10 protein-coding genes and 1 pseudogene are annotated in these 12,527 nt (G+C 61.5%); 7 read left to right on the forward strand and 4 right to left on the reverse strand.

Translation table 11 applies throughout. From position 1 onward, the window contains the following. The first annotated feature begins 184 nt into the window (after positions 1-184). From QW379_08470 to QW379_08495, 6 genes are all read left to right on the forward strand, one after another. Positions 185-604 (forward strand): hypothetical protein, encoded by a 420-nt coding sequence (locus QW379_08470; GenBank protein ID MEM2870435.1) that lies wholly within the window; start codon positions 185-187, stop codon positions 602-604. Positions 605-758: 154 nt separating this feature from the next. Continuing rightward, entirely contained in the window at positions 759-1,478 is a 720-nt protein-coding gene (locus QW379_08475) for a hypothetical protein (protein MEM2870436.1), read from the forward strand. A 37-nt stretch (positions 1,479-1,515) separates the two neighbouring features. Continuing rightward, positions 1,516-2,214 (forward strand): TIGR00296 family protein, encoded by a 699-nt coding sequence (locus tag QW379_08480; GenBank protein MEM2870437.1) that lies wholly within the window; start codon positions 1,516-1,518, stop codon positions 2,212-2,214. 8 nt (positions 2,215-2,222) lie between these two features. Continuing rightward, complete coding sequence (locus QW379_08485) at positions 2,223-2,678, forward strand: OsmC family protein (GenBank protein ID MEM2870438.1); 456 nt, start codon at positions 2,223-2,225, stop codon at positions 2,676-2,678. Between the two features lie 48 nt (positions 2,679-2,726). Then, positions 2,727-3,092: a DsrE/DsrF/DrsH-like family protein gene (locus tag QW379_08490; protein ID MEM2870439.1), complete on the forward strand. Its 366-nt coding sequence runs from the start codon at positions 2,727-2,729 to the stop codon at positions 3,090-3,092. A gap of 148 nt (positions 3,093-3,240) precedes the next feature. Next, positions 3,241-4,278: a tyrosine--tRNA ligase gene (locus QW379_08495; protein MEM2870440.1), complete on the forward strand. Its 1,038-nt coding sequence runs from the start codon at positions 3,241-3,243 to the stop codon at positions 4,276-4,278. 13 nt (positions 4,279-4,291) lie between these two features. Here the strand turns inward: QW379_08495 and QW379_08500 are convergent, their stop codons facing one another. Further along, positions 4,292-7,438, reverse strand: a complete 3,147-nt coding sequence (locus tag QW379_08500) for a hypothetical protein (GenBank protein MEM2870441.1) — start codon at positions 7,436-7,438, stop codon at positions 4,292-4,294. 202 nt (positions 7,439-7,640) lie between these two features. Further along, a complete protein-coding gene (locus QW379_08505) occupies positions 7,641-8,546 on the reverse strand; it encodes a cation diffusion facilitator family transporter (GenBank protein ID MEM2870442.1) in 906 nt (301 codons plus the stop codon). Between the two features lie 178 nt (positions 8,547-8,724). Here QW379_08505 and QW379_08510 point away from each other — a divergent pair, with 178 nt between their 5' ends. Next, positions 8,725-9,441 (forward strand): NUDIX domain-containing protein, encoded by a 717-nt coding sequence (locus QW379_08510; protein MEM2870443.1) that lies wholly within the window; start codon positions 8,725-8,727, stop codon positions 9,439-9,441. 40 nt (positions 9,442-9,481) lie between these two features. Here QW379_08510 and QW379_08515 read toward each other — a convergent pair. After that, positions 9,482-9,760: pseudogene (locus QW379_08515) on the reverse strand (DUF1232 domain-containing protein). 244 nt (positions 9,761-10,004) lie between these two features. Then, complete coding sequence (locus tag QW379_08520) at positions 10,005-12,449, reverse strand: cytochrome c biogenesis protein CcdA (protein ID MEM2870444.1); 2,445 nt, start codon at positions 12,447-12,449, stop codon at positions 10,005-10,007. Between the last annotated feature and the right edge of the window lie 78 nt (positions 12,450-12,527).

The following is a 12,527-nucleotide window of genomic DNA, read 5'->3' on the forward strand; positions in this document are numbered from 1 at the left end:
TGCAGGGCTTTGCGTTCATGTTCTATCAACATCCGTAAGGCCCTGCCACGCGATTAACCTTTCTCTCGGTCGCCAGGGATTGGCCGACTAAATGGCAGTATTATCTATCAAGAGCCTGCGTTGGAACTCACTCTGGCAAAATCGTTAAGTAGGCGCTGCTCGATGCCCCACCTGCGGGAGAGAGATGATCGTTCGGAGCGGTCATATAATCTTCACTAAGAAGGTAAAGTATAAGGACCTCGCCAAGGTCTTCCCGGACCTCATGAAGCTCTTCCTCAAGGAGAGCGGCCAGATGCCAGAGGACGAGGCCCTCACCCGGGTTCTCATAAAGACGAACATGGTAGACCTCCAGAACAACCGCAAACCAGAGGGCTTCAATAGGGACAATAAGCTCAGGATGATATTCCCAATCACAAAGGGCGAGGTGAGCTTTTACATCTATCGCTCAACGAGGAGTGAGGAAGTCGTGCGTATAACGGAGCTCCTCAGCGCCTTCTTGAAATCAAAGGGGCTCCCCCATAGGGTGGACTGGGACAGAATGGTCCTCTACCGTTTAAAAAACCATAGAAACCGCAGAGCCGAGACACCCCCCTCGGCCCTCTGAGGCTGTCCGGGAGTTCTGCTAGGAGTTCCGTCCGGAATTCATTGGAGACAAGTACGGAGGAGCGGGCACAGGGGATATATTTTGTTTTAGCTCCGGCCCCCCAATTCCCCTTGATTCCGAAACCTTTAATATTCCTATGTCATATCGGGTCCGCATGTCCGAATACCTTTATCTCGCCCTGTCTGCAGTAGTATTCGTGGTGGGCCTGATAATCGGCATCATGCTCCTCAGGAGAGCGATGCGTGAACAGATTGAATACGAGCAGCAGCTCCGGAGCCTTGCTGCCGGCGCCTCCAGCCCGTCCGGAGGAGCGAGCGCCGCTCCGCCAGCACCGCCCGTTCCATCTGTGGCACCTGAGACCCCGGGAGTCGCCCCCTCGCCCGCGGCACCCCCCGTTCCCCCAGCCCCTGCGGCTGAGGCCCCAGCAACAGAGGCTGATGCCAAGGCCAAGGTTGAGGCCGCCAAGGCAGAGCTAGAGAAAATGAAGGGCGAGGGCAAGGACGTCTCCAGTGCCGACAAGCTGCTCCAGCTCGCGACATCCTGCCTGTACAGCGGAGACTTCGACAGAGCGGTCAAGTACGCTACCAAGGCCTCCAAGCAGCTTCAGGAAATCAAGGAGAGGAGCGAGGCCGAGAAGCCCCCCGAGGCACCCGCGCCGGCCGTGGAGGCCGAGGACCCGCAGCAGAAAGAGGCAATGAGCGTTATCAGCGCGGTCCAAGCCAAGATGGCCAGTATCAAGGAAGAGAGCGTCGAGAAGAGCGAGGTCGAGAACCTCCTCCGACTCGCGACCTCCTTTATAAGGAGCAAGAGCTACGCCAAGGCGCTCAGGTACGCCAAGCAGGCCGAGGAGAAGGCCAGCGCCCTGGTCAAGTAAAGACCCTTTTTGCCCCGTCTCACGGGAGCGGCCGGGCATGTACTCAATTGAGGAAGGTAAGCTCGCGGTCTCCATCGCTAGGGGGGCGGTTGAGGCCTTCGTGGTGGGGGAGAGGGAGTACCGGCCCCCCCAGGAACTACCCGCCAGCTTCAGGCAGAAAGCCGGGGTTTTCGTTACGCTCAGCACCTACCCCGAGCGCGAGCTGCGCGGCTGCATCGGCTACCCCGAGCCCGTCCTCCCGCTCATCGACGCCCTCGTGGACGCCGCCCGCAGCGCCGCCCTGAGGGATCCCCGCTTCCCTCCCGTCTCACCTGACGAGCTCGACAGAATCGTGGTGGAGGTCTCGCTCCTTACACCCCCAGAGCCAATCAAGGTGAAGAATCCGAGGGAGTATCTGAAGGTTGTGAAAATCGGCCGCGACGGCCTGATAGTCGACAATGGTCTGTCCAGGGGCCTCCTCCTACCCCAAGTCCCAGTAGAGTGGGGGTGGGACGTCCACGAGTTTCTGGACCACACCTGCATGAAGGCTGGGCTTCCGGCGAGCGCCTGGATGGAGAAGGATACCCGTCTATTCCGCTTCACCGCGGAAATATTCGACGAGAAGGAACCGAGGGGCGAAATCATCGCCCGCCCCCTCTCCCTGGAGGGGTCAGAGGGAGCCGGGGTGGGCTCGCGTGGGGCTGGCGTGAAGGGTAGCTATGGGGGGAGCTCCGGAGCAAAGCGGCCGAGGAAGTGAGCCTGGAAATGGGTTGGGAGCCAGTTCAGTATCATTATACTACTTCGCTCAGATGGATAGGGGAGCACAAGGGCATACTCTCCTGCGAGGGAAAGCCGGACATCGCCATCGCCTGCCCGCCGGAGTGGGGCGGCCACCCGGGAATCTGGTCCCCGGAGGACCTCTTCGTGGCGTCGCTCGAGGTCTGCACAATGACCACCTTCCTCTTCCTCATCGAGAGGATGAGGGGGAGAATTCTCTCCTACGAGTCCACGGCCACGGGCACCGCCCAGATGATCGAGGGAGTGTTCCTGTTCAGGGACGTCGTGATTCGGCCGAGGGTGCGCGTGGCGTCTGAGGAGGACCTGGACAAGGCCTCAAAGGCCTTCGGTGACTGCGCGCGCTGGTGCCTCGTCACGAAGAGCGTCAGGTGCGAGGTCAGGGTGGAGCCCGAGATATCCATCGCCACTCCGGGCGGCGGGTAACCAAAAAATGGATATCTTTGCTCATTGTAGCCCCCGGCGGGTGGCAGGGTGGAGAAGAAAAAGATGCTTTATGTCGTCAGTAGCGGAACAGACCGGCCGGAGCAGCTCTACGCCCCCTTCGTCCTGGGCATGACCGCGGTCTCGATGGGGATGGAGGCGACGGTTTACTTCGTAATAAAGGGAGTAACGGTTGTGAAGAAGGGTGCCGCCCAGAACATCAAGCTTGGCTCATTCCCTCCCCTGAGCCAGATAATGGACCAGGCGGTGAAGGCGGGCGTGAAGGTGATGGTCTGCGAGCAGAGCTGCCAACTCCTGGGCCTCCCGAGGGGAGACTTCGAGCAGTGGGCCAGGATCGTGGGCGCCGCCACGCTCAACGACCTCGCGCTCGAGGCCGACGGCACGCTGTGCTTCTGAGCCCCCGGGCTCGGCCCCCGTCCCTATTCCTCCGGGCACCATCGGCTGTGGAGCACGTCCGGTTTTGACGGTCGGGACCAATCGCAATGCGGCCGTCCCTCCGACCGCAACTGCTATTTAGACAGAGGGGGATGCGCACCGGGTGGCGATGCAGGCCTACGATAGGGTGGTGCGCAACGCGGAGGAGGTGGTGACATCCGAGGAGCTCCGAGAGCTCTGCGGCCGCGCGCAGAAAAAGGCATACATTGGAATCGAGCCCTCGGGCCAGGCCCACCTGGGTTGGAAGATTCTTGCTGACAAGCTCCGGGACATCACCGATGGTGGCTTCGAGACGATCGTCCTGCTCGCCGACTGGCACGCGTACATCAACGACAAGTTCGGCGGCGACATAGAGAGGATAAGAGCCTGTGCGGAGTACATCAAGGACGCCCTCGAGGCGCTCGGGGTTCCACGCGGGAGCGTCAGGTACGTTCTCGCCAGCGAGTACATCGGGGAGAGGGAGTACTGGGAGAGAATCATAAGAATTTCCAAGGCCGCCTCCCTGTCCAGAATTCGGAGGGCGATGGACATCATGGGGAGGAAGGAGGAGGAGGCTGAGCTCGACTCCTCCCGTCTGCTCTACCCCATGATGCAGGTGGCGGACATCTTCCATCTGGACGTCGACCTCGCATATGGAGGAATGGACCAGCGAAAGGCCCACATGCTCGCGCGCGACGTTGCGGAGAAGTACGGCTGGAAGAAGGTGACGGCCCTCCACACGCCCCTCCTCCCGAGCCTCCTCGGCACCGAGAGGATGGACCCGGTGGAGGCAAAGATGTCTAAAAGCAGGCCCGACTCAGCGATATTCATCACCGACAGCCCTGAGGAGATATCGAGAAAAATCAGGGCCGCCTTCTGCCCGGCGAGGCAGGTCCAGGGCAACCCCGTCCTCGAGATTTCTCGCCTGATTATCCTCCCCGCACTAGGTGTTCTCAAAATATCCCGGCCAGCAAAGTGGGGCGGCGACTTGGAGATAAAGAGCTACGAAGAGCTGGCCCGTCTGTACTCCTCGGAAGAGCTCCACCCGGCCGATCTGAAGAGCGGCGTGGCGGAGGCGCTTTCAGAAATTCTGGCTCCTGTGAGACAGTACTTCGAGAGAAGGCCGGAAGGCCTCGATTTCGTGAGTGGTCCCGGGCCCCGGAATTAATTCCTGGAAGAGTCTATCTCTCATGAGTCCGCATGCCCAGCAATTGGCTCCCTCCCTCCCCCGAGCCCTCCGTCACGCCCTCAGGAGCCTCCCCAGCATGTTTGCGCTCTCCTTCGTTCGGACCCCCACTGCTCCCCCCACCCTCCCTGGCATCCGGCGTGCTCCTGAAGAAAATAAAGTAAATGGCCAGGCCCGACCCGAGGACCACGAGGAGAGCCCCCAGAAGGCATGGCAGGTCCCCAATCGTTGTCCCGCTCTCCTTGACAACGAGGAGGAACTCCGCTTCCTCGGTGGAGTTGTCCTCGCCGACGCCCTCTATTCTCATCATATATCTACCGGGTGCGGCGTCCGGCCCCGGTCGCACGGAGACCACTAGCTCCGTGTTCGAGGAGTGGTTGACGGTGACCAGAGCTTTCTCGAGGGAAATCCAGGAGGAGTGTCTGCCGGCTGTGAGGAGGCGAACCGTCTCGGGTCCATTGCCAGAATTCTCCACGAAGAGGCTGAGGGAGGCCCTCATGCCCGGCGATACGCAGACTCTCTGCGGGTGGGCGCGAAGGGTGAAATTGTGCACCCGGAGCACCGTTACGTCAAGGTTTAGGGCCAGACGCTGTCCCGCGCCATCCAAAAGAGTGACGCTGACGCCGTAGGTGGCAGCGAGGGCGCCGCCTGGGGGCCGGACCACCACGCGGCACTGCCCCCTCCCTCCGCGCTCGAGAAGGAGGATTGGAACATCCGCCGAAGCTTCCCACCCGGGAGCCCCACCCTCCACTTCCACCCGCACCTCCTCGGGTCCGTTCCCCTCATTCCAGATTTTAAGGAGGCTCTCTCCCCTCTCCCCGGGATAGAGGGAGAGATTGGGAGGCGAGAGCTCGCCCAGAACTCGGTGGGTCTGGTTCACTACGACCACGGCAATAGCGCTCGCATTCACGCTCGCGTTGAGCAAAGAGTAAGCCTCGACGGTGAAGATGAGCCTCTCCCCTGCCTCTGCCTCAGCAGGAACGGGAACAGCGAGCGTGGAGTCAAAGGATTCCCACGGCTCCAACGGCGCCTCCTCCACGCTCAGGGAGGCCCCTGGAGAGGCGCTTAGACGGACTCTCTCCGGGGCGTTGCCCGTGTTGAGTGCGTCGACCCGGAACTCCACCAGAGTGCCTGGGTCGGCATGGAGGACTGGCGGAGAGATATTGAGACTGATTCGGCTTACGCGCCTCACGACGGCCTTGAGGGAGAGGCTGTCGCGTGCGTCTGGGTCGCGCACAGATGCCGCGAGCAGGGAGATGGTGATGCTCTCGTTGGCCTTGCTTAAAGGAGGCGCGTGTGTGACGACCGTGACCACGGCGGAGCTTCTGTAGGGGAGGTAGATATGTGTGGGATCGAGGTCGACTCTCCACGGGCATCCTCCGGATAGATAAATGGAGACGTCGTCGTGGCCGTTGCCGAGGTTTGTGATGGAAACGGGGAAGACAGCGACCGAGCCCGGGTCAACGCCCCGTTCTGGCTCCAGACACCCAAGCTCCACTCCAAAGCGCTGCCTAATTCTAGTATAGGTGTCCTCGCGTGCGCTCGCCTCCGGCGCGCCCGGGAGCAAGGCCAGAACGGTCACTTTCCCTTCTTCTCCACCGAGGGCGCTGGAGGGAGGTGTGACGGTGAGATTGAAAATTCGCTGGGCCCCCTGGGGGAGGAGGAGCGCGCTTGCATCGAGAGCGGCGCCCCACCCCTCGGGGCCTTCGGCGACCAGCCTCACCTCCTCCTCAACATTTCCCCTGTTTGCGAGCCTTAGCTGGAAGATGGCGCTCTCCCCCGCCTCAACCACTTTCCTGTTGTCCTCGCAGAGAAGCGAGAGCCCATGTAACGCCGGCACTCTGACGGTGCAGTTCATCATTGCGGATACCATCGGGTCGGCGCGTGAGTGAGCGCATATGACGAAGAGCTGGCTCTCACCAACCATTGCTTCCGGCGGCACGCGGACCTCGAGCGTCATCACTCTTTCCTCGCTGCTTCTTAGGGTGAGGGCGCTGTGGCTCAGGGCGTGGCTCCAGCTCTGGGGGCGGTCCCCCTCGACTGTAAAGTCGTACGTGTCCTGAACATTCCCCGTGTTCCGCGCGCGGATGTAGAAAATGGTGCTGTTGCCTTGGGTGCAGTTGTGGGTTATCTCCCGTTGGCCCTCGGTCCCCTTCTCCGCTGATGCCAACTCGACCGACCTGTGAGGAGGCACGTCCGCCAGCCACTCGCATATCCTGAGCCCGTAGAGCTCGTTGTCGCTGTCGAAGAGGTCCATGTCCGGGTCGTCGTCCCTGTTCTCGTCGGTCTCGAAGGTGTTTGTGTCCGCGACCACCACGACCCTTCCGGCACCGGCGGTTCCGTTGGAGGGTATGGCCGCAGCGACCACGCTCCGTGGCGAGGGGACCCTTACGGTGTCGGTATGGTCTGAGGTGCAATATGTATCCGAGTCGGATATTATCAGGGGCCAGGCGTCGGCGGGGAGGGCAGTGAAGTAATCGGTTCGATACAGCTCGACGCGGCCGATGTCGCTCATAATCGGGTGGTCGCTGAAGTTGTCCCTTTCAAAGGCAATGAACACATCACCGTACATGTCAAAGGGCTCGCCGGTGGTGCTGTTCCGGACGAAGTCTGTGGGGTCGTGGAGAAGTTTCTGTGCATAGCTGATGCCGAAGCGCCTCGCTATTGGAAATATTGCCGGAGGGAATGTGGTGTGGTCGCCAATGAGGAAGAGGCCACCGCCTCCCCGGACAAAGTTCACGACAGCATCCACCTCCCCCTCCGTGTAGGGGGCCCTGATGGAACCGGAGACGTCTTGGCCCTGAGAGCAGACGATGACGAGAACCTTCACCCCTGCGAGCGAGCTCGAGTCGAGATAGTAGCCGTAGTCAAGGGTCCTCACCGTGAACCCCGCCCTCCTCAGCACTCCGGCGAAACTGGCGTAGGCTCCTCTCGGGCTGTTGCCCGAGCTGTACCCACTCGGGTTGTCAGGGTTGACTGTGTAGACGGGGAAGTGAGCCTCGTCGAAGAGGACGACGGTGCCATCGGGCACGAAGCGGCCCGCGCCTGTGTCGGGGGAGAAGGGCAAGGAGGCTGAGAGAGAAAGCGGATGCTGGAGAATCAGAGTGAGGAGCAGACATAGCGTAAGGCGCCTGAGGGGCATTGTAATTTGCCATTGACAGGGACCCAATATAAAGATTGTGGAGCGTGAAAGGATGCGCCGGGGTGGTTGAGATGGTGCGGGTCGCCAGCAGCTCATATAGGTCGGGAGAGGAGGGCGTGCCGGGGCCTGAAGGGGCCAGTCTTGTCAGTGGACCGGAGCAGCAGGGGCCCCCGGTAGGGCGTCATTAGCCAGCTATCTACCACTAGTGCTCATGTGGTCCAGAGCATTTCTTCTCCTCGAACTGGAGGGTGGTGTGGACGATGTTGTACTCCCTCCTGAGGAGCCCAGAGAGGATGTGCGATACCCTCTCCCTATTCCTCTGGCCTTCCTCGTCTAGGACAATGTGCGCGCTCATGGCGCGCACGTGGGAGCAAAGGCTCCATATGTGTAGGTCGTGGAGGGAGCGGACGCCCGCCACGCGCAGGAGCCTCTTCTTCACCTTTGCGGGGTCAATGTCACGGGGGGTCCTCTCGAGCAGAATCTCCGCGGAGGCCTTGACCAGCTTGCCTGCCCCAAAGATTATCACTAGACCTATCAAGGCGCTGAGGGCGGGGTCTATTCGCCTCTCGCCCGTGGCTAGAATCAAGAAAGCCCCGAGGAGAACAGCCATCGAGGATAAGGCATCGCCGAGCACGTGCAGGTATGCCCCTCTGATATTCAGATCCCGGTGGCCGTGCAGCAGCCCGATGCATATCAGGTTGGCTGCCAGCCCTGCACCCGCCACAAGGAGCATCTCGAGCCCCCTGACCTCTGGGGAGGACAGTAGCCTCCTCCCGGCCTCGAATAAAATTGCGCATGCGAGGGCAACCAATGTGAGGCCGTTGACGAGCGCCGCAAGAATCTCTGCCCTATGCATTCCATATGAGAATTTCGATGTTGCGGGCATCCTGCAGATTCTTGCCGCGTAGAGCGCAAGCCCAATCGCGAGGAGGTCGAGAAAGACATGGGCTGCGTCGCTTAGTAGGGCCAGGCTGTTGGCCAGCAGGCCGCCGACGAGCTCGAGGGAGAGTGTGAAGCCCGTGACCCCGGCAGCGAGGAGGAGCCTTCGCTGCACGTCCCTACCCGCGTGGCCCCTCAGGCTCATCGTTTCCCCACTGAGCACCGTCATTCCTACTCTGGATTATCCAATTTGGTATTTTTAATATTGGGTCTGCAGCTCCATGGCTTTCAGACTTGCGGGCCTCGCCTCACACCCGAAAAATGCCTACCTCCTACAGAGTTGATACGCCGGGACTCCTCGGCGTCCCGCCACAAGATTATTCTTTGCCCCGAACCATCCAGCAATCATGTACACCATTAGATATAGAGTGTGGCTCGAGAGAAGCGGAAGATTCATTGCGGGCGAGGGCCGGGCGGCCCTCCTCCGCGAAATAGGAAAGAGAAAGAGTCTCAGCTCGGCTGCTTCTGCTCTGGGAATCTCGTACAGGCACGCCTGGGAGATGCTTAAAAAGATGGGCCTCGCTGCAGGCTCCCCTGTGGCTGAGAGCTCTTCAGGCGGCTCCCGACACGGCGAGACGAGACTGACCCCCCTCGGCGAGGAGATTCTGCGCGCATATGAAGATGGTGTTCGCAGGCTCAAGAGGAGCAGTGGCCCATGGCTCACCGTGGACGCCATTGTCGAGACTAGTAAGGGTCTCCTGCTGGTCAGGCGCCGCCACCCCCCCTTCCAGGGCCGCTACGCCCTCCCAGGCGGTTTCGTGGAGTGTGGGGAGACGGTGGAGGAGGCGGTGGTGCGCGAGGTGAGGGAGGAGACGGGCCTTAGGACCCGCGTGACGGGACTCGTCGGCGTCTACTCCGACCCCTCCAGAGACCCGCGGGGTCACACGGTGTCTGTGGTATTTAGTCTGAGAATCACGGGCGGAAGCCTCAAAGGAAGCGACGACGCATCCGAAGCGGCGTTCTTCGACATCTGGAGACTCCCCGAGCTCGCGTTCGATCACTCTCGGGTGGTGCATGACTATCTCCATCAGTGGAGAGTCGGGAGGAGGGGGAGGCGGGTGTGACCACCGGCCGGGGCCCGCTTGACCGTACCTCACCACATCGTCACCACATCGAGACCAGTGCGCTGACAATGAATATCAGGGCCGCGATGCTGAAGAGCCAAAGACCCGCCACCACGGCGCCCAGCGCGTAACTAACTGGTGGTCCTCTATTGAATTCAACCCGGGCCTGCTCGAGGTACTCCTCAATCACGCCTGCGGGAATCCAACGCATCGCAGGACCTAGCAGGGCTGAGACGACCACTAGTTCATCCAGCTGGCCCACCACAGGGATGAAGTCGGGAATCAGGTCCACAGGGCTGAAGAAGTAGGCCACGGCGAGGGCGACAGCGAGCTAGGCCTTGAGGGGAATTCGTGGGTCTCGGCGCGCCAGATACAGCGCCAGGAGGCGCTCCCTCATCTCCTCCAGTCTGGAGCGGAGGGCGGCGCGACTAGAAGCGGCCCGTTCCCTCCAGTTCTTTTTCCCCGTCGGCCCCGGAGGGCCCAGCGTGCCCGCGATGGACCTCTGGGACCCGGCCTCGGAAGTAACCCTTGGTGATTCCCCGGGCCATTTACCTGGGCCCGCATCAGACTTTGGAGAGATAGTAGGAATAGATCACCACGCAGCCTATGACGACGAGCGCCACCCCGCTCGCCTTTTTTATAGCGGGTATCCAGCCCCGCATCCTCCTCACCAACTGCTCTTTTGCGAGGCCTAGGAGAATGGTGACCAGGACCATGAAGCTCCCCATACCAATTCCAAACAGTATAAATGCAAGGAATGCCGAGGCGAACCCGCCTGCGGCCAAACCCATCAGGACAACCGAGATGAAAATAGGCGCGTGGCAGGCGAGGGAGGCGGCGCCGTAGCCAGCACCGTAGGCCATTAGGCCGAGGGAGCCGCCGGTCGCTTCCCGGCCGACGACCCTCCCCAGCACCCTACGCCCTCCCTCGGCGAGGGGTCGGAAAACGGAGGTTAGCCGGTGGACAGGAATGGTGTAGTCGGTTAGCATGACCACACCCATGACAATCACGACAACAGCGACGAGCGGTGTCAGGAGGGCTACGTGCGATTTCACCGCTGCGCCCGCGGAGCCAACAATCGCGCCGATGAAAGCATACACAGCGAGAACGCCAATCGCGGCCGCCAAGCCGCCGGTCACAGCCCTCCGGAGTGCCCGTCTCTTTCCCGTGCTCTTGCTCGCCCCCTTATCGCCGCCCTCCGCCATTCTCTCTCCAACGTCTGCCCTATCCGTAGTAGTCACCACGCCCCCTACGACCCCGACCCCAGTCCCCCCCCAGTCCCCTTCTCCCGGCGTGCCTCTCCCATCTCCCACGGACATATCCTCTCTCCTGCCGAGATAGTAGCTGATGTATCCAGGAAGGAGGGGGAAGGCGCAGGGGGAGAAGAATGCCGTGCAGCCCGCGACGAACGCGAGCACGGCGAAGCCCTGTTCCTTGCCCATCGAGAGCACCGGGGCGCTCCCGGCATAGGCGGCGTCCACGGCCCGAATCAGCTCGTCGCTCCTGACGAAGGCCGCCTTCATGAAGGTTATATGGCCCCCGGGGGAGACCACAACGAGCTTTGGTATCTCCGTGACATGGTACTTCGACATCACATTGTCCGTGTCCATGGCGAGAACCCAGTCGGCTCCCTTCGACCTCATGTGGCTTTCGAGCAGCTGGGCGCTCTCGGTCCTGTCGATATCAATAGAGATTATGACGGCTCCGGGCCTCTCTTTGTGCAGACGGGTCAGCTCGTATATCTCTTGGTTGCAGGTAGGGCACCAGGTCGCCATGAGGTCGAGAACCACGACCTTCCCGCGGAGGTCGCTGAGGGTGAAGGCGTTTCCCTTCGTGTCTGTCAGGGTAAAGTCGGGGGCGAGCTCTGAGCCGCCGGAGGCGGGGGCCATCGTCAGGTAGACGCCTGCAATTGCCACAACCAGCAGCACCACGGCACCCGCCGCCACCACCGCGCCAGTTCTGGAGGGGAGGAACCTTAGGCCAGGCCCCCCGGCCCCCTTCCTCTTTCGATAAAAATAATAGACCACCCCGGCCGCAAACATCACAGCCGCCACCGCCGCCAGAGCCGCCGCGGAGCCGCCGAATTCTGCTGGGGCCGTTTGCGTCAGCCGGACCCACCCGTCAGCGCCAGCGGTGAGGTTGCTGCGCGTGTGGACCACGATCGCCACTGCATAGTGGCCGGATAGAATCGCAGCTTGGTCGTACCTCCAAATATAGGAGAAGGCGAGCTCTCCCTCGAGCTCGTCGGTTGGAAGGTCCTCGACGTGCTTTACGAGTCTCGTCCTGTTCTCCAGCAGCCCGAGCCCGCAGCCCCCTGCAGATGAGAAGGGCCCCATCACCGCCAGCTCGACTGACTGGACGTCGTCCGGTCCCCAGAAGTCGGATATATTACCACTCACCTCGAGCTCGCCCGCTCTGCTAACAACGCTCATGTTGACGGTAAGCGGCGCGAGCTGGAGCACCAGCCTCGACGGATAGCTCCCTCCGAAGAGCAGCTCCCCCCCACCGCCCCTCTCGTGGGCGTAGACCCAGAAACCTATCGTGTCGCCGGGCGAGAGAGAGAGCTGGACCTCCCCGGTGCCCGTGAACTCCTGCGGGGTTGACGTTAGCCGGGCGGTATTAGTGTTAAGGGCGTTGTCGGGTCTCTGGTCGTTGACCCCCACGTACACCTGGAACCTGCAGCTCAGCTGCACGGGGCCAGTGGCACGCGCCCAGAGCGAGAAGTTAACGGTGCCACTGTAGGAGAAGGAGCGGCCAATCGCGGGGGAGTTCCAGGTGCCTACAAGCCAGACCAGCGGCCCGCCTGCCCTGGCGGGAATGGGCGCGCTACCCTCGCTCGAAGAAGGAACGGGTGAGAGGGCGTTTGAGGAGTCTAAGTAGAGCGCGAGGGTGGTGGGTCCTGCGCAGCTCTCCTCCTGCGCTTGGGCCCTCTCCGCGGGAGGGAGGAGCAGGAAGAGGACGGCGGACGCTATTATTAATGCCGGGGGAACCCGAGAGCGCGAGGTCATCGAGAATGCTAGACCGATGGAAACTTAAAAATCTTGTGGTTTTTTATGAATGTGAAAGAATATCAGGTCGCCGGAGTC

The sequence above is a fragment of the Thermoplasmata archaeon genome, from assembly GCA_038851035.1.
GTDB lineage: Archaea > Thermoplasmatota > DTKX01 > VGTL01 > VGTL01 > JAWCLH01.